The organism is Magnetospirillum sp. XM-1, from assembly GCF_001511835.1.
Classification (GTDB): Bacteria; Pseudomonadota; Alphaproteobacteria; order Rhodospirillales; family Magnetospirillaceae; genus Phaeospirillum.
The window spans coordinates 650,335-671,492 of sequence record NZ_LN997848.1 but is presented as its reverse complement, the minus strand read 5'-3'; the positions used below and the strand labels follow the sequence as shown (position 1 = coordinate 671,492).

22 protein-coding genes are annotated in these 21,158 nt (G+C 63.1%); 8 read left to right on the top strand and 14 right to left on the bottom strand.

Features of this window, described 5'->3' with window-relative positions:
- Nucleotide 1: 1 nt before the first annotated feature.
- Entirely contained in the window at nt 2–760 is a 759-nt protein-coding gene (locus XM1_RS03270) for a hypothetical protein (RefSeq protein WP_068429657.1), read from the top strand.
- A gap of 34 nt (nt 761–794) precedes the next feature.
- On the opposite strand, the gene XM1_RS03265 is transcribed toward XM1_RS03270, so the two are convergent.
- Nucleotides 795–1,364 (bottom strand): site-specific integrase, encoded by a 570-nt coding sequence (locus tag XM1_RS03265; protein WP_068429652.1) that lies wholly within the window; start codon nt 1,362–1,364, stop codon nt 795–797.
- Between the two features lie 257 nt (nt 1,365–1,621).
- Between XM1_RS03265 and XM1_RS23100 the strand changes: the two genes are divergently transcribed.
- Genes XM1_RS23100 through XM1_RS03260 form a run of 3 tightly spaced genes read left to right on the top strand, consistent with a single transcriptional unit; the run spans nt 1,622 to nt 4,326 of the window.
- Nucleotides 1,622–2,968 carry a DUF4041 domain-containing protein gene (locus XM1_RS23100; RefSeq protein ID WP_082700352.1) on the top strand — a complete coding sequence of 449 codons (1,347 nt, stop codon included), beginning with the start codon at nt 1,622–1,624 and terminating at the stop codon, nt 2,966–2,968.
- A gap of 47 nt (nt 2,969–3,015) precedes the next feature.
- A complete protein-coding gene (locus XM1_RS23095; RefSeq protein WP_082700351.1) occupies nt 3,016–3,900 on the top strand; it encodes a bacteriophage abortive infection AbiH family protein in 885 nt (294 codons plus the stop codon).
- A 60-nt stretch (nt 3,901–3,960) separates the two neighbouring features.
- Nucleotides 3,961–4,326 (top strand): hypothetical protein, encoded by a 366-nt coding sequence (locus XM1_RS03260; RefSeq protein WP_068429649.1) that lies wholly within the window; start codon nt 3,961–3,963, stop codon nt 4,324–4,326.
- 22 nt (nt 4,327–4,348) lie between these two features.
- Here the strand turns inward: XM1_RS03260 and XM1_RS03255 are convergent, their stop codons facing one another.
- From XM1_RS03255 to XM1_RS23850, 3 genes are read right to left on the bottom strand one after another with little or no spacing between them, the layout of a single operon-like run.
- Nucleotides 4,349–4,624, bottom strand: a complete 276-nt coding sequence (locus tag XM1_RS03255; protein WP_068429646.1) for a hypothetical protein — start codon at nt 4,622–4,624, stop codon at nt 4,349–4,351.
- Entirely contained in the window at nt 4,621–5,163 is a 543-nt protein-coding gene (locus tag XM1_RS23855; protein WP_156428632.1) for a hypothetical protein, read from the bottom strand. Before XM1_RS23855 ends, XM1_RS03255 begins: the two co-directional genes overlap by 4 nt.
- The gene (locus XM1_RS23850) at nt 5,135–5,581 is read right to left on the bottom strand and encodes a hypothetical protein (protein WP_156428631.1); all 447 of its coding nucleotides are present in this window, start codon (nt 5,579–5,581) and stop codon (nt 5,135–5,137) included. The genes XM1_RS23855 and XM1_RS23850 overlap by 29 nt, the downstream gene beginning before the upstream one ends.
- Nucleotides 5,582–5,908: 327 nt before the next feature.
- Between XM1_RS23850 and XM1_RS03250 the strand changes: the two genes are divergently transcribed.
- Both XM1_RS03250 and XM1_RS03245 read left to right on the top strand, forming a co-directional pair.
- Entirely contained in the window at nt 5,909–6,364 is a 456-nt protein-coding gene (locus XM1_RS03250) for a hypothetical protein (protein ID WP_068429642.1), read from the top strand.
- A 47-nt stretch (nt 6,365–6,411) separates the two neighbouring features.
- Entirely contained in the window at nt 6,412–6,738 is a 327-nt protein-coding gene (locus tag XM1_RS03245) for a DUF3768 domain-containing protein (protein WP_068429639.1), read from the top strand.
- A gap of 443 nt (nt 6,739–7,181) precedes the next feature.
- Here XM1_RS03245 and XM1_RS25195 read toward each other — a convergent pair whose 3' ends face one another.
- From XM1_RS25195 to hemC, 9 genes are all read right to left on the bottom strand, one after another.
- On the bottom strand, nt 7,182–8,465 hold the full coding sequence (locus XM1_RS25195; protein WP_068429636.1) for a HAMP domain-containing sensor histidine kinase: 1,284 nt from the start codon (nt 8,463–8,465) through the stop codon (nt 7,182–7,184).
- Nucleotides 8,466–8,627: 162 nt separating this feature from the next.
- Nucleotides 8,628–12,329 carry a cobaltochelatase subunit CobN gene (cobN, locus tag XM1_RS03235; RefSeq protein WP_068429632.1) on the bottom strand — a complete coding sequence of 1,234 codons (3,702 nt, stop codon included), beginning with the start codon at nt 12,327–12,329 and terminating at the stop codon, nt 8,628–8,630.
- Nucleotides 12,329–13,336: a cobalamin biosynthesis protein CobW gene (cobW, locus tag XM1_RS03230; RefSeq protein ID WP_068429629.1), complete on the bottom strand. Its 1,008-nt coding sequence runs from the start codon at nt 13,334–13,336 to the stop codon at nt 12,329–12,331. Before cobW ends, cobN begins: the two co-directional genes overlap by 1 nt.
- 2 nt (nt 13,337–13,338) lie before the next feature.
- Entirely contained in the window at nt 13,339–13,860 is a 522-nt protein-coding gene (gene cobU, locus XM1_RS03225; RefSeq protein WP_068429626.1) for a bifunctional adenosylcobinamide kinase/adenosylcobinamide-phosphate guanylyltransferase, read from the bottom strand.
- 9 nt (nt 13,861–13,869) lie between these two features.
- The gene (locus XM1_RS03220) at nt 13,870–14,466 is read right to left on the bottom strand and encodes a c-type cytochrome (RefSeq protein WP_068429623.1); all 597 of its coding nucleotides are present in this window, start codon (nt 14,464–14,466) and stop codon (nt 13,870–13,872) included.
- Nucleotides 14,463–15,743 carry a heme biosynthesis protein HemY gene (locus XM1_RS03215; protein ID WP_068429620.1) on the bottom strand — a complete coding sequence of 427 codons (1,281 nt, stop codon included), beginning with the start codon at nt 15,741–15,743 and terminating at the stop codon, nt 14,463–14,465. Before XM1_RS03215 ends, XM1_RS03220 begins: the two co-directional genes overlap by 4 nt.
- Complete coding sequence (locus XM1_RS03210; protein WP_068429617.1) at nt 15,740–16,738, bottom strand: COG4223 family protein; 999 nt, start codon at nt 16,736–16,738, stop codon at nt 15,740–15,742. The genes XM1_RS03215 and XM1_RS03210 overlap by 4 nt, the downstream gene beginning before the upstream one ends.
- Nucleotides 16,735–17,463: a uroporphyrinogen-III synthase gene (locus XM1_RS03205; RefSeq protein ID WP_068429611.1), complete on the bottom strand. Its 729-nt coding sequence runs from the start codon at nt 17,461–17,463 to the stop codon at nt 16,735–16,737. Before XM1_RS03205 ends, XM1_RS03210 begins: the two co-directional genes overlap by 4 nt.
- A 3-nt stretch (nt 17,464–17,466) precedes the next feature.
- Nucleotides 17,467–18,414, bottom strand: a complete 948-nt coding sequence (hemC, locus tag XM1_RS03200; RefSeq protein ID WP_068429607.1) for a hydroxymethylbilane synthase — start codon at nt 18,412–18,414, stop codon at nt 17,467–17,469.
- A gap of 51 nt (nt 18,415–18,465) precedes the next feature.
- Here hemC and tsaD point away from each other — a divergent pair, with 51 nt between their 5' ends.
- Nucleotides 18,466–19,509: a tRNA (adenosine(37)-N6)-threonylcarbamoyltransferase complex transferase subunit TsaD gene (gene tsaD, locus XM1_RS03195; RefSeq protein ID WP_068429601.1), complete on the top strand. Its 1,044-nt coding sequence runs from the start codon at nt 18,466–18,468 to the stop codon at nt 19,507–19,509.
- Complete coding sequence (gene greB, locus XM1_RS03190; protein WP_068429597.1) at nt 19,506–20,054, top strand: transcription elongation factor GreB; 549 nt, start codon at nt 19,506–19,508, stop codon at nt 20,052–20,054. Before tsaD ends, greB begins: the two co-directional genes overlap by 4 nt.
- On the opposite strand, the gene XM1_RS03185 is transcribed toward greB, so the two are convergent.
- Complete coding sequence (locus XM1_RS03185) at nt 20,055–21,122, bottom strand: diguanylate cyclase (RefSeq protein WP_068429595.1); 1,068 nt, start codon at nt 21,120–21,122, stop codon at nt 20,055–20,057.
- Nucleotides 21,123–21,158: the final 36 nt, after the last annotated feature.

Below are 21,158 nucleotides of genomic sequence, written 5' to 3'. Positions count from 1 at the left end.
GATGTTGAACGACAGTATTGAAGACCACAGTTTTTTTGACCAACTGGACACTGAGATAGAGGCGCTAACCGCAGACGCCATTTCGTTTGAAAGCGAAGTCTCGAACCTTCAGAAGCAAAACAAAGCTAATACGCTTTCTGTCCACCGTGGCCGGTATGAGCTTATTGGGCGTGCATACCGCTTGCTTAAACACGTTGAGCCAAAACGTCAGGCTTTCGTTGAACACTTCCAGGACAAGTTTCAGGATCTGGGAGATAATCAGGAATTGGAGCAGCAGGTTATTCGATTGGCATTTGGCCACCCACAGGCAAGTCGTAAGAAGAGTGCGAACAACCGAAATTACAGTTTGGTTCTTAAATGGCTTCGTCAGAATGACGTTCCAACTGAGAAGGCCGCCGAAGTCATCGAGTTTGGGATTGAGCCCAAAGAGGGTTATGACCGCAAGGCAAACGGAGAGCTTAAGAAGCAGCCCATTTGTGGAATTGCAAAAATCACCAAGGCCGCCACGCAGGATGTGATCAACGAGCATAATGAAACGGCCAAAGCCGGTGGCATCGCTGCGCTTCGTGAACTCTCGCCCGTCGCCACTGGAAAACTATCCCCCGACGCTCCAGCTTTGACGGCAGGAATGTACCTGCTTCTCGCTGAGGTGGATGGTGACGGCAATTTCGTAGTCAGCAAAGCTTATGGGGAAGGTGATGTGCGGACTGCAAAGGAAGTCCGTTCGCATGCTCCGAAGCCCAAGAAGGCTGGGACGTGATATCTGCGAGGGGGTGTCAAATCATTTGACACCCCTAGGCCAGCTCAGCCGCCTTCACCATCATCTCTTCATTGACCGTGACGTAACGCTGGGTGGTTTGGATGCTACGGTGTCCCGCCAGTTGTTGAAGCACGAATACCGAAACCCCCTTGTTCGCCAGCGTGGTCAAATACGACCGTCGCCCGCTGTGTGAGCGAGCGTCTGTCAAACCCGCTTCATCGTAAATCCGGCGGAACAGCATCACCATCGTGGTCGGTGTGAAGTGTCCGCCCTTTTGGCTACGGATCAGCGCCTTGCGTTCGTCCGTCCATTCACGTTGTTCAAGGTAACGAGCGATCTCGCGCTGGAGCTTGCTGTTGATGAACACCGTGCGGCCACGGTTGCCCTTGGTCTGTGACGCGGACAGGTGGATGCGATCACGAACCGCACCGCCTTCATTAACGACATCCATAATTTTCAAGGCCGCGATTTCACCGGCCCGCATGCCCGCCCAGTGCGACAGCAACACAGCAAGGCGATTACGGGTGGAAAGAACGCCGTGCTGGGCGACCACAGCCAGGACGCGCTTCATCTCGGCTTCGGACAGGACTTTGGCTTGCGACATGACGAACACCCATAATGTTATGTTTTCATCCTATGGGTAGTGTCACATCACCTTTTGCGGCGGTCTCCTCGATATCGGGCTTTGAAAACGGCGGAAATCCGCGCTTGGTTATGGTTTTGGAATTACATCACATTTGCCAACGGCCACGCCCATACCCTTATTCATGTCGTTGCTTGCGTGGTGATTCAAAAATGATATGTTACCATTACTTCATAGCATCCGTTTCTATGAAGTCTCAAAATGACGGATATCGCAAAATGGAATTAACGCTCCTCGCCGCCCTATCCGCTGCGCTAATTGCAATTACCTTAGGCGTCATCTTATTTAAGACCAGAGAAATGCTGAGCGCTAGCAATCGGCAGGTAGACGCTATTTCTTCTGAATTAAAATTGCTGAAAGATCGTATTGCCCCGCTTAATTCGATAGAGGCTGAAGTGGCCAGACTCTCTAATGAAGAGAGCGAGATACGCAGCAGCATTGATGCTGTTCGCAGTACATATTCTGAGAAACGGCAATTGCTAGGAAGGCTTATTGATGAGGTTGCCGCTTATAGCTGGAACGTTAGACAGATTAATCAGGGATTCTATGAGCCAAAATTTAAGTTTAATGATAGCGAATCATTTAAGAAAGAAATATTGGCTATAAGAGAAAGGCAAAAGTTAGAGGCGGCCAACTTGCCGAGTACATGTGCGTTTGAGTGGTATGTTGGAGATAGTCAATCCAAGGGGAGAACTTTGGTAAAGCGGCAGTCTGATTTAAGCATGCGCGCATTTAATCTTGAGTGCGATTCCGCTATAGAAAGTGTTCGCGGAGATAATGTCGCAACAATTGAAAAGCGTATTTTGAGCGCTGCGGAGAGAATAAACAAAGCTAATGAGCCGGTCGGGCTGGAAATTGATGAAAGCTATGTCGAACTTAAGCTTCAGGAGCTTTATTTAACCCACGAATATCGCGAACGACTAAAAGCAGAAAAAGAAGAAAGAGCTGAAAAGTTAAGGGCCGAGCGTGAGGAAAAGAGGTTGCTTGAAGAAGCTGCTGCGGCAGAAGAAAAAGAAAGAGAATACCTGTCACTGCTAGAACAGGCGCGGTCAGAAACAGGCGTAGACCAGAAAAGAATCGCCGAACTAGAGGCCCTGCTTGCGGATGCCCGCATGGCAAGCGAGAGGGCTCGGTCTATGGCTGAAATGACTAAGTCTGGTTATGTTTACATTATTTCAAATATTGGATCGTTTGGGGAAGACATTGTAAAAATTGGCCTTACTCGTCGCCTTGATCCGGATGATCGAGTTCGCGAATTAGGTGATGCGAGCGTTCCCTTTACCTTTGATACCCACGCTATGATTTATTCGGATGATGCGCCGGCACTTGAAAGCGCTTTGCATAGGGAATTTTCTGATCGCAGAGTTAACATGGCGAATCTCAGGAAGGAGTTCTTTCGCGTTAAGCTTGATGAAGTGGAGGAAGCTGTTGCAAGGCTTGCCCCCGATGCAAACTTCTTTAAAGATCGTGACGCGGAGGAATGGCACGAAACATTATTGCGGAGGCGCGAGGAGATTGCCGCGCTTGACGCAAGAACTGAATTAAATCTGCCAAACGAAATATAATGAAAAATCACGCAAGGTGATCCGCAAAATTTGAATAGCAAGGCGCAATGAATAAATTATACGTAGTAGGAAATGGCCTCGACCTTTACCACGGCATCCCCACATCGTACAAACACTTTGGGGTGTATTTGAAATGTATGGCTCCAGAAATATTCGAAATAGTTGATAGATACCTCGGAGCTGACGATGATCTATGGTGTGCTTTTGAAGCGCGGCTAGCAGATTTAGACACTGACACTATGGCCGATGATGCTGGAAAATTTTTAGTTTCTTACGCTGTGGATGAATGGAGCGACGCTTATCACCATGACTACCAATTTGAAGTTAACCGGATTGTTTCGGCACTTTCATCGAAATTGTATCTAAATTTCGAGAACTGGCTTGCGACGTTGGTTATGCCAAGCCCCCAGTCGCTTTCCATTCCCAAGCTACCGCTGCCAAAAGATGGTCGATATTTGACGTTTAATTACACAGAAACGCTCCAAACGACTTACGGCATACCTGATGAGCAGGTTTTACACATACATGGACAGCGATCGGTGAAAGGGAGCGTTATTCTAGGTCATGACTGGGCACCCCTCCCCTTAAACTCGCACGCCGATTTGGAAGAACAGGACACGCGGGTTACGGAGGGCAACGAAATCATAGATAGCTACTTTAAAAAAACATTCAAACCAACATCAAACATCATAGATTTAAACCACACTTACTTTCGAAGCCTTCAATACGTCAATGAAGTTGTCGTTCTAGGGCACTCAATGTCGAAGGTTGACCTTCCTTATTTTGAAGAAATAATCAAAGTTACAAACAATCCGAAATGGCGCATCAGCTTCTTTGAGAAGGGTGACTTATTTTCGAAATTCGATATTTCTGATGCTATTGGGATTTCGCCCAATGACCGAGTGTTCGGATCAATAGTCGCAGTAGCATGATCTAAGGCATCACGTTCCACTATGTGCGATTATAAATACCCTTAAGCCGAGGGTATCAACATGCGTCTTTATGAAATCATCCAAACACCACTGTCTGCCGATCTGTCCTACGACGTGAAATTCAACAGGCTGAAAGTCCGTAAGAAGCCGAGCTTGTCTGTCGATCACAAAAATGGACGTGTAGTGACCATACCCAACAAGCCCCCAAAGCTGACATTGAAGCACGTCCACAGAATGAAGCTGTTGCGTCGTCGCTACCTGGAAGCGCTGCAAAAGCTGACAGCATTTCGCGGGTTGATGTATGGGGGACATGCACAAGCCGAGCAACTTGAACTCGGTGACATGCAATCGCGCATTTCTCGACATGAAAAGCTTCAGGCCAAGCTGGACGACATGGCGATGCGCTACGTGAAAAGGACGGTTTGAAGGCCGTCCCTTTCGTTGTTTATTAGACCGTCGCGCTTACTCGCCAAATCCGCTTTATACCCAAATGGCGCATTTTGAGGAGCAGGATATTTTGCTCGGGTAGATGGCCCAGGTAATAGCTGCTGTTGGCATATTGATCGGGATCAACCTCATGCCCGAACATCCCCAACAGCTCTCGCTTATAAATGGGGCACCATGTCTTTTTGTATCCCCGAGGAACCACTTCATCCAAAAATTCCTTGTGGAAGCGCACGTCGGCATATTCGATGAGGTAGCAGTAACTTTCCTTGCTTTTCATTGCTGTGCCCTCCCTGATGGTGTTGACTGGAAGCTGCGTTCAGCTTGGAATTTGCTGGATAGAGCCGCATTCGCTTGTGCTGCCTGCTGCTTGCGGACACCTCTAATTCCCAAAGCGTTGTAGTCGTCCTGCCAAACGTGGGTGTTGCGGCGATTACCTCCCCGGTTGAGCTCCCGACACATCAACCACTGAATGCTGAGTTCGTCGTCCCAGCTGACAAAGATCAGCTCAGGCAAACTGCCTGCCGGATCAAGCAAGCACGTCCATCGCGGTGTGTGCTGGCCATACAGCTTGGGCTTGAAGTCAGCGAGCACTATATGATCGGCGTCGCGTTCGTCGTTGATTTGCGAGATTTTATCCAGCAGCTCGGATGTAACGTGAGCAGGGGCATTGGTTTGCAGATACCAATGATCCGGCGTGTGGAAATTTAGATAAAAAGCTTCAACGGCATCAACCTCAACAGATATGCTGTAGCCTTTGTGGAATTTTGAACCCATTTTGGGATTGGCGTTATACCAAAGTTTGAATATTTGCTTCATTTAGATTGCCTCCTGTTAATTCAAACGTTGAAAAGGGCGACGCTGGAAACGTCGCCCTTGGTTTGATTAACTGGCAGGCAATGAAACTGGCCTTGCTGGCACTTGTATTTATCTGTGGATGCAATTCCGCATACATGAAATCTGAGGGTTGAGCTGAAATTTTATCAACACCTAACTCCCCTACACATTCACGTCCTGTGTTCCCGTCGCGTGTTCCTGTCATGTGTTCCGAAGGAACATCCCGTAGGGAAGCGTCATGTGTTTGTCGTCGTGTGTTTATCCATGAGGCCCAGGCCTGCACCAAGGCAGAGTGGTGGGCTCCAAACACCCGACTTTGGGCTTCCGCCCTATTCACCACATGACGAACACGCGACTGAACACCTGACGTAAATTGCTCTTTGAAATAAATTAAATTCATTTCCTTATCCAGTTAATCAAGCAGGTCAATGCGCTATATTCAACACTAGACATCCCATAAAGGCACGTCGACTGAACCACATTGACCTACATGTATATTTAGCCCTCGATGCGGGAATTAGGCCAATTGAATTCACCATGATCAGCATTATTTTGGGATTTCGGGAAAATGGTGGCCAATTGGCCACCTTTGAACTCATGCTTGGAGCCGGTTAGGCTGATATCTCTAAAATTATCTTCACGCATGAAGGTAATTCCCTTTCAGGGGAGACCCATGAATCCAATTGGGTGACGTTAGCTCCAGTGCAATCACGCCCTGGAGGCAATCATGTCCATCAAGAACCTCGAATTTTCCACCATTGCTCCGCCCAAGGTTTCGCGGAATGCGATGAATACCAAGACCCGCGCCCGCTCCAAGTTCATCGCCGCCGTGGTCAATCAGATCGGTGCCGTTGAAGCGGCGATTTCGGGTAAGAGCTTCGCCGTCCAGAAGGTGCATCGCATCACTGGTGAAGATGGATCGCACCGTCAGGTAAGCCATGATGTGCAGGTGCGACCCTGGTGGTTCCTCCAGGGTGATGTTTTCTATCTGGCTCCCAAGTACGCCAATCAGCCGCTGACGCTCGGTGCGAACAAGTCCAAGCCCACGGTGGTGTGCGGCAAGAGCCTGTCCGATGTGGCCGCCACGCTAAACACCGTCAAGGCCGCCGCTGAAGCGGGTGAGCTGGATGATGTGCTCGAAGCTCAGGCAATCACCGCTCGTAAGCGAATGACTAAGAAGTAGAGGAACCATAGGGGGCTTCGGCCCCCTTTTCTTTTTGGAGCCATCGCATGCAACGCACCCGAATCATCCGCGAACTGAATGACCAGCTCCGACAGCACGGGATCGGCGGCAAGGTCTACATCACATCCGGCATACAGGCCCTTGAGGAGTGGCTGGGCCGCGCCATTATCACCGCCGTCCGTGAATTCGATCAATTCGATCAAAGTAACGATCCATATGGCGAGCATGACATGGGTACGGTGGATGTCGCAGGTACAAAGGCCATGTGGAAAATCGACTACTACGATGCGTCGTTTGCCTACGCCAGCGATGATCCTGCTGATCCGCAAAAAACCGTTCGCGTATTCACGATCATGCTGGCCGATGAATATTGATTGGCGCCGAAAAAGCAGATCAGAAAATTTTAATACTTAAAATTCATGAAGCGCCGCTGTTGCGGCGTTTTGTGTTTTCGCCGGACAGGGCATCCCTGCCGCACAGCCTCGCTCAAAAACGCGTTTTAACGCTCATACAACGCGATATTCCAAAAGCCTGCCACCCAACTAGCTTAAATCCGTAGCATTGCTGTGCGAGCGGAAAATCGCACTGTATCACCGTGCATCTTAGCATTCTGGCAAATGCCTCGCATTGGCAGAGATGCTGCGCGCTGAACAGAAGCGCGGCGAGGGTGAAATCATTGTTTTGTTAGCATTGTGTTAGCAATATTATTGCTTGCTATAATACATTGAAATGCTTATTAAAAAAGCAAGCCTATGCGATTTGGTACCGGCATTCCCAGGTTCGAATCCTGGCGCCCCAGCCAAGCTATTTCCTTAGATCAGGAGTCCCGTGCCGCCTCGTCCGTCCACAGGGGCAGGTGGACGCTCACCGTCGTGCCTTTTTCCGGGCAGCTGGCGATGTCGAGTCTTCCGCCTTGCAGGTGGACCAGGGCGTTGGCGATGGACAGGCCCAATCCCGCTCCCTGATGGAACTGGTGCCGCTCGCGCGCCGTCTGGACGAAGGGTTCGCGCACCCGCTCCAGCTCCTGCGGGCTCATGCCGATGCCGGTATCGCGGATCGCCACGGTGCAGCCGTCGTCGCAATCGGGCCACTCGACATCGATGCGGCCGCCGCGCGGCGTGAACTTGACGGCGTTGGCCAGCAGGTTGAGCAGCACCTGCTTGATCGCCCGGCGGTCGGCCCGCACCGTGGCCGCAGACGGCGCGGCGGCGAGGCTCAGTTCCACGCCCGCCTCGGCCGCCTGGAGGCCGAGCGCCTCCACCGCCTCGTCCACTACCGTCGCGATGGTCACCGGGCAGGGATCGAGCGAGAACTGGCCATCTTCCAGCCGGGACATGTCCAGCAGGTCCTCGACCAGTCGCAGCAGGTTGTTGCCTGCCTGCAGGATGCAGTCGAGATTTTCGCTGTATTGGGCGGCTCCGGGCGCGGGCTGGGTCGCCTGCATAATCTGGGCGAAGCCGATGATGGCGTTGAGCGGCGTGCGCAGCTCGTGGCTGATATTGGCCAGGAAGAACAGCTTGGCCCGCCCGGCCTGCTCCGCCACCATGGCGTTGCGCTCGGCTTCCTCCTTGGCCGCCACCAGCGAGGCGTAAAGCGCCACGTTGGTCATGGCCACGGCGGCGCCGTTGGCGATGGTCATCAGCAGGTCGACCTCGTCCTTGGTCGGGCACCGCTGGTGGGCCCAATAGGCGCCGATGGCGGCCACCGGGTCTTCTTGCCGCACCGGCACCATCACCAGACTCTTGACGAAGGTCCGGCGGTAGGCGTCGTGGGGAATGCGCGGATCGAGATAGATGTCCTCGATCACCACCGGTTGGCGGTTCAGCATGGCCCAGCCGGAAATGCAGGCCTGCATGGGGAAGCGCTGTCCCTTCCACAGCGGGCCGATGGCGTCCTCGTCGGCGTAGAAGCACTTGCCGTCGTCGCGCAGCACGAAACTCACGCCGTCGGCGCCGGTCAGGTGGCGGGCGCCGCGCCGGACGATCGCCATCACCTCGTCCAGGCCGCGGGCCAGAGACAGGCGTGAAATCAGGTCGATCACCGTGTCCGGGTTGGACTGGCGTTCATCGTATTGCAGAAACGATGGCAGAATTTCGACCATGGGAGACGCACGGAACCGATCAGGGAAAAGCCATACTAAGAGATTGGTGGCCGGCCCGCCAGATTCATCCCCTGGGCCAGTGCAGCATTCCCCGCGACAGCAGATAGCCGCCGACGGTGCCGGCGAAGGCCAGGGCGGCGAGGATCAGGGCGCGGGGGCTCATCATGACGGATCGGGCTCCAGCAAGCGGTGGGTGGAGTTGCGCCGGGGATGCCACAGGCCGCGCTCGATGGCCTCGTTCAGGCGGGCGCGGATCTCGGCCAGGGCGGCGGGGTTGTTGGCTTTCAAGAACTCCAGCACCGCCTCGTCGCCCAGATAGGCCTCGGCCACCAGGTCGAAATGGTGGTCCTTGACGGCCCGCGTGGTGGCGGCGAAGGCGAACAGGTAATCCACCCCGGCCGCCATCTCGAAGGCACCCTTGTAGCCGTGGCGCATCACGCCCCTGATCCATTTGGGATTGACCACCCGGGCGCGCACCACCCGGGCGATCTCGTCGTCCAGCGTGCGGATGCGGGGCGTTTCGGGGCGGGAATGATCGGCGTGGTAGATTGTCGGCGCTTTGCCCGAGACGGTTTCCACCGCCGCCGCCAGCCCGCCCTCGAATTGGTAGTAATCGTCGGAATCCAGCAAATCGTGTTCGCGGTTGTCCTGGTTCTGCACCACCACCTCGACCTTGGCGAGGCGGTCGCGGAACAGGGCGTGGCCGGCTTCGCCCTCCGCCCCCGCGCCATAGGCCCAGCCGCCCCAGGCGATGTAGGATTCGGCCAGGTCGGCCCGCGTGGTCCAGCCCCTCTCGTCGATCAGCGCCTGCAGCCCGGCGCCATAGGCGCCCGGCATGGAGCCGAACACCCGGAAACCGGCCCGGCGCGCCGCCTGTTCCGGGCTGGCGCCTTGGGCTTCCAACCGGGCGCGTTCGGCCCGGACGCGGGAGGCCAGCGGGTTGATGTCGGCGGGCTCATCCAGATCGGCCACGGCGCGGGCCGCCGAATCGAACAGATCGATCAGGCCGGGGAAGGCGTCGCGGAAAAAGCCCGACACCCGCAGCGTGACGTCGATTCGGGGGCGGTCCAACACCGAGGCCGGCAGGATCTCGAAGCCCGCCACCCGGTTCGAACCCACATCCCAGCGGGGCTTCACCCCCATCAGGGCCAAACCTTGGGCGATGTCGTCGCCGCCCGTGCGCATGTTCGAGGTGCCCCAGGCGGTCAGCGCCAGGGCCCTGGGCCAGTCGCCATGCTCCTGCAGATGGCGCTCGAGCAGCAGCTGTGCCGATTTCCACCCCAGGCTCCAGGCGGCGGGGGTCGGCACCGCGCGGGTGTCGACGGAATAGAAGTTGCGCCCCGTGGGCAGCACGTCGGGGCGCCCCCTGGTGGGCGCGCCCGACGGGCCGGGGGGGACGAAACGGCCGGCAAGCCCTCGCAGCAGCCCCCCGATCTCGGCCGCGCCACAGGATTCCACACAGGGGCGAAGCGTGGCCTCGATCCATTGCAGCACCGGAATTGTCCGCGCCCAGCAGGGCTCGGGCCGCCGCTCACCGGCGATCAGGGCACGCGACAAGGCTTCCAGCCGCTCTACCGCGTCACCCTGGCTGCGCCAGGGATCGGCACCGTCCAGGGCGGCGGGCCGGGGGCCGGTCCAGGCTTCGGCGGGGGTGCAATCCAGGGGGTCGAACCCCTCCAGCCCCAGATCGGCGGCCAGGGCGCGGGGCAGCGAGGCCCCTTCCGGGCCGCTTCCCCGCGGCACCCGGGCGAGGGCGACCAGCAAATCGGTCAGCTGGTCGCCGGTGGGCGAAACGCCGAAAATGTGCAGGCCGTCGCGGATCTGCAGCTCCTTCAACTCGCACAGATGGTTGTCGAGCTTGCGCAAGGCCTCGTCCGGGTCGTCGTCGCGGGCGATGCCCAGATCCTCGTCCAGCCCGGCGGCGGCCGACAGGGTCAGGATCTCGCGCCGCAGCACCTTGAGCCGGCGGGGATCGACGCCCGCCGCCTCGTAATACTCGTCCACCAGCCGCTCCAGCTCGCGAAGCGGGCCATAGCTTTCGGCGCGGGTCAGCGGCGGGGTCAGATGGTCGACGATCACGGCCGCCGCCCGGCGCTTTCCTTGAGTTCCCTCGCCGGGATCATTGACGATGAAGGGGTAGAGGTGGGGCAACGGCCCGAGGGCTGCCTCGGGGAAGCAATCGGCCGACAGGGCCAGCGCCTTGCCCGGCAGCCATTCCAGATTGCCGTGCTTGCCCATGTGGACGATGGCGTCGGCGCGGAAGGAATCCTGTGCCCAGGCGTAGAAGGCCAGGTAGTTGTGGGGCGGCACCAGATCGGGGTCGTGGTAGGAGCTGGCGGGATCGATATTGTAGCCGCGCGCCGGCTGCACCGCCACCGTAACGGAACCGAAACGGGTGGCGGGCAGGATGAAGTCGCCGCAATGCAGCTCGCCCTTGGCGAAGAAGGGGTCGGCTTCCGGCGCACCCCAGCGGGCGTTCACCTTGTCCTGCAGGGCCTTAGGCTGGGAGTGGAACCAGGCGAGGTAATCGGGCAGCGACAGGACCTCCCGCCTCTCCCGATGGGCCAGCGCCCGCCAGTCGTTAGTGGCGCCCGCCTGCATCAGCTCGATCAGGGCGTTGCCGCTGTCGGGGATGCCGCCCACCCGGTAGCCGGCCGCTTCCAGGGCGCGCAGCACCTCGATGGTGGCCGCCGGGGTGTCGAGGCCGACGCCGTTGCCGATGCGGCCGTCGCGGTTGGGGTAGTTGGCCAGCACCAGGGCGATGCGCCTCTCAGGCGCATCCTTGCGCCGCAGCTTGGCCCAATTGGCGGCCAGGGCGGAAACGAACTCGATGCGGTCGGCGACGGGGGCGTGGGTGGCGAGGTCGCACTGGGTGGCCTCGTCGCGCCTTGCCCGCTTGAACGAGATGGCCCGGGTGATCAGGCGGCCGTCCACCTCGGGCAGGGCGACGTTCATGGCGATGTCGCGCGGCCCCAGCCCCTGGCTGCCCGCCGCCCAGGATTCCTCGGTGCCGGACGCCAGGATCACCTGCAGCACCGGGCAATCGGCGGAATCGAAGGGGCCGGTTTCCGCCTTGCCCGGGGACGAGACGGCGAAACCGGTGGCGTTGACGATGACGTCGGGCGGCGTCTCGGCCAGCAGGGTGCGGGTGAGCGCGGCGCTGAGAGGGTCCTTCAGGCTGTGGACGTATAGCGCCGAGGCCGCCATTCCCCGCCGGCGCAGCTCGGCCGTCAGGGCGTCGATGGGGGCGGTGTCGCCGGCCAGCACCAGGGCGCGGTAGAACACCACCAGGGCGCGGGGGCGCTCGCCTTCGGCATCGGCGGGGCCGTAAAGCCCGGCCTGGGGCAGGGGCCGGGGCTCCAGCCATTCCGCCCCGTGGCCGATCAGCCCGGCGGCATGGGCCAGGAACGAACGGCAATTGTCCGGCCCGCCATGCAGCAGGTAGGCCCACAGGCGCTCCACCACCTCCGGGGCAAGGGTCGAATCGGCGGCAAGGTCGGGATCGGGCTGGTCGGCGCCGGGCAGCAGGGCGAGCGGAACGCCAAGGCGGCGGCAGGCATTGGCGATCTGCTCGACGCCGTAGGGCCAGTAGGAGCGTCCACCCAACAGGCGCACCACCACCAGCCGCGCCTTGGCGATCACCTGCTCGACGTAAAGGTCCACCGACATGTGGTGGTTAAGGCGGGTGAGATTGGCCAGCCGCAGGGTGAAGGGCGCGTCGCTCCAGGCGCCGAAGGCGGCGGAAAGGGCCGCCAGCTCGGTATCGGCCGCCGACAGCACCACCATGTCGGCGGGGCTCTGGCCGAGGTCGACGGCCTCGTTCCCATCGGAGATGGTGCCGGGCTGGGCGGCGAGGAGGTGCATCAGAGCCCTTGAAGCGCGGCTTCGATAGCCGCGCGGTCAAGCCCCTTGCGGCCGATCACCACCAGGGTGCCGACGCGCTCCTCGTCCACCTTCCACGGGCGGTCGAAATATCGTTCCACCCTCGTACCGACCGCCTGGACCACGTGGCGGGCCGGTTTGCCGGTCACCGCCAGGAAGCCTTTCAGGCGCAGGATGTCGTGGGCGGAGATGGCGGAAACGGCGCGGGCCTCGACCACCGCCGGGTCGTCGACCATGGGCAGCCTGACCGCGAAGCTCTCGAAATCGTCGTGGTCGTGACCGTCCTCGGCGTCGTGGTGGGAGGGGCGCGCCGCCAGATCCTCCTCGGCCGCCGCCGACAGGCCGAGGACCACCAGCGGGTCGATGGCCGACATGCGGGTGGGGTGGGTCTTGGCCCCGGGACGCAGGCGGGCCTGGACCTCGGCGCGGAAGGCGGAGAGCGTGCCCTCCTCCATCAGGTCCGACTTGTTCAGCAAGATCAGGTCGGCGCAGGCCAGCTGGTCCTCGAACACCTCTTCCAGCGGATTGTCGTGGTCGGGCCGGGCCATCTCTTCCGGCGTCGAGGCGAAGCGGCCGGCGGCGGCGGCCGGGGCGTCCACCACGGCGACCACGCCGTCCACGGTGACGCGCGAGCGGATCTCCGGCCAGTGGAAGGCCTTGACCAGCGGCTTGGGCAGGGCCAGGCCGGACGTTTCGATGACGATGTGGTCCGGCGGGTTGGGGCGGTCGAGGAGGGCCTGCATGGTGGGCAGGAACTCGTCGGCCACGGTGCAGCACAGGCAGCCATTGGCCAGCTCGACGATGTCGTCCTCGGTGCAGCCGGCCACGCCGCAGGCCGCCAGCAATTCGCCGTCCACCCCGATGTCGCCGAATTCGTTGACGATCAGTGCGATGCGCCTTCCCTGGTTGTGGGTCAGCAGATGGCGGACCAGGGTGGTCTTGCCGGCCCCCAGGAAGCCGGTGACGATGGTGGCGGGAACCTTGCGCATGGTTAAGGAACGTCCTTGAGGATCAGGGGAAGGCCGGCGGCGACGAACACCACCCGGCGACATTGGGCGGCGACCCGCTGGTTGACCCGGCCCTGGTGGTCGCGGAATTCGCGGCCCATCCGGGTCTCGGGCACCAGGCCCAGGCCCACTTCGTTGGAGACCATCACCACCGGCCCGGCGGGGGCGGCCAGCACCTCGCACAGCCGGTCCACCGCGCGGTCGATGTCGCGGCCGGCATGCATCAGGTTGGACAGCCACATGGTCAGGCAATCCACCAGGATCGGCCGGTCGGGGCGCATGACGTTGTCGAGCGTCTCGGGCAGGTCGAGGGGGTCTTCCAGCGTGCTCCAGCCCGGTCCCCGGCGGCGGCGGTGGTGGTCGATGCGCTCGGCCATCTCGCCGTCCAGGGCCTGGCCGGTGGCGAGGTAGAGGGCGGGCTGGTCGCCGAACAGGGATTCGGCGTAGGCCGACTTGCCCGAACGGGCGCCGCCCAGGATCAGGGAGCTAAGGGGAAGCTTGCTCATCCCGGCCGCCTATTTCCGTTTGTTCTGCGAAAGGAATTCGGCCAGCTGCTCCACCTCGGCGTCGGAGAGCTTGCGCACGTTGGCCGCCATCATGCGGGCGCGCCGGGTCGAGCGGATCTCGTCGCGGATGGCCTTGATCTGGACCATCAGGTAGTCCTTGCGCTGGCCGGCCAGATAGGGATAGTCCGGCGACAGCGGCTTGGCCCCGTCGGCGCCGTGGCAGCCGATGCAGCCCTTCTCGTCGAACAGCTCGACGCCCGCTTCCGCCTTGGCCTTGTCGCCGTTCTGGGACTCCGCCGGCTTTTGCGCCGCCAGCCAGTCGGCGAGCGCGATGCGGTCGTCCGGGCCGGTCTTGTCGATCACCGGCTTCATAACCTTGACCGGGTTCGAGCTGCGCAATCCGCTGGCGATCTCGTTCATCTGGCGCAGCAGGTAGACCGAGCTTTGCCCGGCGAGAACCGGCGAGCCGGCGATGGGCTTGGCGCCGTTCTCACCGTGGCAGGCCTGGCAGCCCTTGGCGGCGTAGATGGCCTTGCCGTCGGCGGCCAAAGCGGGTGAGGCGATGAGAGCCGCCAGGGCGGCGGCGATCAGGGCATAGGGGCTCATGTCCACTCCAGTCGGCCGACGGCACCGCAGGCCGGGCAGCTTACGGCGAAATCGGGGCTATGATGGCCGCAACCGCCGCAGGTCCAGGACGGTTCCGGTACCGAATCGGTTCCGGCCTTGACGATCCAGGCGGTGGCGGCGATCTCGTCCTTGCGCTCGTCGCGCTCGACGCGGGCCAGCAGGTCGAAGACGGCCCGGGTCGGGCGCTGTTCCAGGGCCGTGTGCAGATGGGTGCGGGCCTGGCCCCACAATTGGGCGGCCAGGGCGGCTTCGGCAAGGGCCACATGACCATCGGGTGCGGCGGGATTGGCCTGGACCAGCTCCTGCATCCTTTTCACCCGGTCGAGCGCGCCCTCGCCCGCCCCCAGCTCCCGCCAGGCGGCGGTCAGCAGCGGGTGGGGGGTGGCCTTGAAGGCCGATTTCAGCAGCGACGCCGCCTTGCGCCCCTTGCCGCGCTTGGCGTAAAGCCGGGCGGCCAGGGAAATGGCGGGCACGAACAGCGGATCGGAATCGCGGGCCTCCAGCGCCCAGTCGAGGGCCTGGGCTTCGTTGCCGGCGGCCAGGCTCTCCTCGGCGCGGCCCAACAGGATCAGGGCGCGGCGGCGCGCCAGCTGGGCGGCGGGCAGGGCGTCGCGGCGCCTGGCGACGCGCAGCGTCTGCTCGGCCTCGGCCCAGGCGCCGGCCTCGGTCTGCAGGTCCAGCAGCAGGGCGGCCAGACCCTCGGCGCCGGGCTGCAGGTCGAAGGCCTTGGCCGCGGAATCGCGGGCGCCGGCGCGGTCCCCCTGCTTCAGGGCCAGCTCGGCCAGGCCCTTGTGGCCCAGGAAGGCGGTTTCCTTGCGCCCGGTCATGGCTTCGAAGCGTTGGCGCATCTGGTCGTCGTCGCCGCTGAGCTGGGCGGCCTGGGCGGTCAGCAGGCCGGTCACCGCCGGGTCGTTCAGCAGCTTGTCGGCCTTGGCCGCCAGCCGGGCGGTGCGCAGCGCGTCGCCCGAGGCGGCGGCGGCCAGGCCGTCGGCCAGCGCGGCATAGCCCTTGCGCTGGCGTCCGATGCTGCGCGACTGGAACCAGCGGCCGGGGGCGCCGAACAATGCGCGGATCAGGCGGCCGAGAGCCGACAGCGCCACCAGCAGCACCGCCAGGAAGGCCAGCAGCACCGGCACGGTGGTATCGACCCGCCAGCCCTGCCAGCGGATGGTCACCTCGCCCGGCCGGTCGGCCAGCCAGACGGCGCCGGCCACCGCCAGTCCGGTGAGGGCCAGGAAGACGAGCAGCCGCCTCATGGTTTCGCTCCGGCCAGGGCCACCGCCTGGGCGGCCAGCTGGGACAGGGCCTTGTCGGCGACCTGACGGGCCTTGGCCTCGGCGATCCAGGCGGCGGCGGCCTCGGCCGGGCCGGGGCTGAACGCCTCCAGTTCATAAAGGGCGGCCCCCATATCGCCGCGCGAGAGCGCCGCCTGGGCGCGTCCTACCACGGCGGCGGCGTTGACGCCGATGGCGGCGCCGTCCTCGCGGCGGATGGTGACCAGCGACAGCAGGCGGTCGGCGGCGCGGCGCCACCAGCCCTCGCCCTCGGGCAGGATCTCGGCGCGGATCAGGGCCGGGGCCAGGGTGTCGAAGCGCTGGACCAGGGCGGCGCGGGGCGCGATGCCGGCGGCGGCATGATCCTTCAACTGGTCGAGCAGGCCCAGGCTCTCGCCATCCTCGCCGGCCAGCACGCGGGCGGCGCGCCACTCGGATTCGAAGGGCCGTCCCGCCGCCACCGCTTCGCGCAGCTGGCCGGCGGCCAGCAGCAGGGCGACGGCCGAGGAGCGCTTGCTCTGCATCTCGCGAACGGTGAAATCCAGCTGCTCCAGGCGCTCGGCCAGACGCAGGACGGCGCTGGCCTCGGCGGAATTGCGCTTGAGGTCCGAGACCTGTTTCGACAGCGATTCGATTTCGCCGGCCGGGGCTCCCGCCTGGCCGTGGGTGGCCTTCACCGCCTCTTCCAGGCGGTCGAGGCGGGTGTTGTCCACCGTTCCGGGGGCCCGCGTCTCCAACTGGGCGATGCGGGCGGTGGCGGCCGACAGCTCGGCCCGCAAATTCTCGATCTCGAAGGAATCGGCGGTCGGGGCGGCGGGCAGCCCCAGGCGGGCCTGCCACATGGGGAAGGTCCCATAGGCGGCGGCGCCCAAGGCGAGGATGGCCAGAACGCCGATCAGGGGGCCCTTCGTGCGGCCGGGCGGCGGAGCCGTCGCCTCCACGGAGGTGGTGGGCTCGGATGCGGGCTCTGACGTCATGGGCTGAATCCCCGGTTGAGATCGTCGTCGATGGCGGCCAGCAGGGCGGCCTGGGTGGGTTCGGACGCCTGGCGCAGCACCCGCCAGGGAAGCGGGGCCAGTTCGGCCGATACATTGGCCGACAGGCCGTAGGCGGCGATGGCGGCGAGACTCCCCTGTACGCCCGCTTGCGTCGCCAGGGTAGCAAAGGTCCGCGCCGTGCGGGGAGAGAAAAACAGGGCGAGGTCCAGGCCGCCGGCGCCGAGCGCGTCGAGCAGCGCCGGCGACAGGCGGGTGGCGGTCACCGCCTGATAGAGGATTTGGCGCCGGACCTCATAGCCCAGGGCCGACAGCCGGCCCGACAGGTCGCCGGCCACCACCGTGCCGGCGGCGTGCAAGAGGGCGCCGGCCGCAGGCTCGACGCGGGCCGCCACCAGCTCGGCCAGGGTGTCCACGTCGCCGTCGGCGCTTTCGACCTGGGAAAAGCCCATCTCGCGGGCGGCGCGGGCCGAGGCGTCGCCCACCGCCCAGACCGGCAGCTCGCGGCCGGGATAAAGGCGGGCCAGGGCGCGGATGCCGTTGGCGCTGGTCACCAGGATGCCCTGGGCGCCGGCGGTGTCGATTGCCGCGCCCTCCACCGGGGCGATGTCGAGCAGCGGCTCGACCATCACCTCGAGACCGCGTTGGGCCAGCGCGCGGGCCACGCCTTCGGAATCCTCCTTGGGGCGGGTCACCAAAGCGCGCATGGCTCAGTGCGGCTTGATCAGATCGAAGAAACCCGGTCCCGCCACTTTGATCAGTTCCTCGGCGGCGTCGTTGCCCATGGCTTCGGCGTCGGCGCGGGTGCCGGCGCGCGTGGTGGCGTGGACCGTGGTGCCGTCGGGGCTGACGATCAGGCCCCTGAACGACAGCTTGTCGCCGTCCAGTTCGGCCAGGGCGGCGATGGGGGTGCGGCACGACCCGTCCAGACGGGTGAGGAACGCCCGCTCGGCCGCGACGCGGACGAAGGAATCCGCGCAGTTCAGCGCCTTGAGGTAATTCAGGGCGGCAGAATCGTCGGCGCGGCAGGTGATGCCGATGGCGCCTTGCGCCACGGCGGGCAGCATGTCGTCCTCGGACAGCGCCGAGGTGGCGTGCTGGGCCATCCCCAGACGCCGCAGTCCGGCCATGGCCAGCATGGTGGCGTCCACCACTTCCTCGTCCAGCTTGCGCAGGCGGGTCTGGACGTTGCCGCGGAAGTTCACCACCTTGAGGTCGGGACGGCGGTGCAGGAGCTGGGCGCCGCGCCGCAGGGAGGAGGTGCCCACCACGGCACCCTGGGGCAGGTCGGCCAGCGAGTGGTACTTGCGGCTGATGAAGGCGTCGCGCACGTCCTCGCGCGGCAGGATGCAGGGCAGCACGATGCCTTCGGGCAGCGCGGTGGGCACGTCCTTCATGGAATGGACGGCCAGCTGGATGCGGCCCATCAGCATGGCCTCGTCCAGCTCCTTGGTGAACAGGCCCTTGCCGCCGATTTCGGACAGGGCGCGGTCCTGCACCAGGTCGCCGGTGGTCTTGATGACCTCGATTTCGATGGCGCCCTCCTGGCCCAGGGGGGGCCAGGCGGCGGCGAGGCGGTCGCGGGTCTCGTGGGTCTGGGCCAGGGCCAGGGGGGAACCACGGGTGCCGATGCGGAGAATGGGAAGTTTTGCGGTCATGGTGTGGTTGTTGTAGTAAGTCGGACGCCGCTCTGCAAAGGGATTTACGTCTTGCTTGTTTTGGGTATCGAAAGTTCGTGCGACGAGACCGCCGCCGCAATCGTCAGCGGCGAGCGGGAGATCCTGGGCGAGGTGGTGCTGTCGCAGCTGGACGAGCACCGTCCGTTCGGCGGCGTGGTGCCGGAAATCGCCGCCCGATCGCACCTCGCCCATATGGACCGGCTGGTGGCCGAGGCCATGCGCCGGGCCGGAGTGGGCTTTTCCGACCTCGATGCGGTGGCGGCCACCGGCGGCCCCGGCCTGATCGGCGGCGTGATCGTCGGCGTGATGACCGGCAAGGCCATCGCCTTGGCATCGGGCAAGCCCTTCCTGGCGGTCAACCACCTGGAAGGCCATGCGCTGACGCCGCGCCTCACCCATGACATTCCCTTTCCCTATCTGCTGCTGCTGGCCTCGGGCGGGCATTGCCAGCTGCTGGCGGTGGAAGGGGTGGGCAAGTACACAAGGCTGGGCACCACCATCGACGACGCGGCGGGCGAGGCCTTCGACAAGGTGGCCAAGATGGCCGGGTTGGGCTATCCGGGCGGCCCGGCGGTGGAAAAGGCGGCGGCGTCGGGTAATGCCGCCCGCTTCACCCTGCCGCGCCCCATGAAGGGCAAGCCGGGCTGCGATTTCAGCTTCTCGGGCCTCAAGAACGCCGCCCGCCTGCTGATCGAAAGCCTGCCCCAGCCCTTGTCCGAGCAGGACCGGGCCGACGTGGCCCGCGCCTTCCAGGACGCGGTGGCCGATTCCATGGCCGATAGGGTGCGCCGCGGCGTGCGCGAGATGAAGGCGCGCTTTCCCGCCACCCGCCATCTGGTGGTGGCCGGCGGCGTCGCTGCCAATACCGCGCTGCGCCAGGTTCTGGTTCGAATCGGGGCCGAAACGGGCCTGGAATTCCTGGCTCCGCCCTTGAAGCTGTGTACCGACAACGCCGCCATGATCGCCTGGGCGGGGATCGAGCGGCTGCGGCTGGGCCAAAGCGACGGTCTGGATTTCGCGCCGCGTCCGCGCTGGCCGCTGGACCCGAACGCCAAGAAAGGGGCCAAGGCGTGAGCAAGGCCTTCACCAAGGAAAGCGACGGCGACGACGAGCTGGAGGACACGCCCAAGGGCCTGCCGCCGGGATCGAAGAACTACATGCGGCCCCAGGGCTTCGATGCGCTGAAGGCCGAACTGGCCCAGCTGCTCAAGGTGGAGCGGCCCAAGGTGGTCGAGGTGGTGTCGTGGGCGGCGGGCAATGGCGACCGCTCGGAGAACGGCGACTACCTCTATGGCAAGAAGCGCCTGCGCGAGATCGACCGCCGCATCCGCTTCCTCACCAAGCGGATCGAATCCGCCCATGTGGTCGACCCCGAGCAGCAGAAGAAGCGCGACCAGGTGTTCTTCGGCGCCACCGTCACCTATGCCAACGCAAGGGACGAGGAGATCACCATCACCATCGTCGGCATCGACGAGGCCGATCTGGAACAGGGCCTGATCAGCTGGATCTCGCCGGTGGCGCGCGCGCTTCTGAAGGCGTTCGAGGGCGATTCCGTGCCGGTGCGGACCCCTTCCGGAATCGAAATGATCGAGGTGGTGGAGATCCGCTACGGCGGGTGACTACTCTTGCGTCACCACCCGGTTGCGTCCGCCGTGCTTGGCGCGATACAGCGCCTGATCGGCCCGCTGCAGCAGGCTGGCGACGTTCGTGTCGGTCTCGCGCAGCTGGGCGACGCCGATGCTGACCGTCAGGTCGAAGAACTGGCCCTTGGCCGGGTGGACCAGCAGTTCCGCCACGGCGGCCCGCAGGCGCTCGGCGATGACCCGGGCCCCGTCCAGGCCGGTGTTGGGCAGGGCAACGGCGAATTCCTCGCCGCCGACACGGCCCAGGATGTCGTATTCGCGCAAGCCCACGCGGCAGGCGTTGGTGAAGGCTTTCAGCGCCTCGTCGCCGGCGGCGTGGCCCCAGGTGTCGTTGATCCGCTTGAAATGGTCGATGTCGAGGGCCAGCAGGGCGAAGGAGCGGCCCATGCGCCGGGCGTGGTCCAGTTCCAGCCCGGCCAGATGCTCGAAATGGCGGCGGTTGGCCACGCCGGTGAGCGAATCGCGGCTGGCCAGCTCCTCCAGCTCGGCGGCGTGCCGGCTGGTGTCGCAGAAGGCCCCCAGCGACAGGGCCATGTCCTCGACGCCGCCATCGTCTCCCAGCACCACCGGCACCCGGTCGATGACCAGACGCAGCAGCGCCGCCCCGTCGTCGTCGGGGGCGTAATCCGCTACTGGATAAGCCCCCACCACCAGCCGCCCCTTACCGGCGGGCAGCACCAGACGCTGCCAGGTCTGGGGCAGGTCCCGGCCGAACAAGGCGGTGTAGGAGCGCCACAGGGGCCGGCCGCTGCGCCGCACGAAGCCGTATTCGAATTCCAGCATGAACCGGCGGTCGGCGGGCAGGATGTCGGGCGGCAGCAGGTGGATGACCTGGCCGGTGAGGTCGTTGCCGAAGCAATCGGCGAAGGCCTTGCCATAATGGGCGTAGCGGTTGGCGCCGTCCTCGGCCTCGATGACCAGCAGGTGGTCGGCATGCCCGGCGAACCGCGCCGCCGGGTCGTCCTCGTCCATTCCGCCCTGCCGCCACCGGGCCAGCAGGTCGGCCAATCGGGAATCCATCACCCGGGCAACCAGATCACGCATGGAGTCGCGTCCTCCCCATGCCTCACTGGTATCACA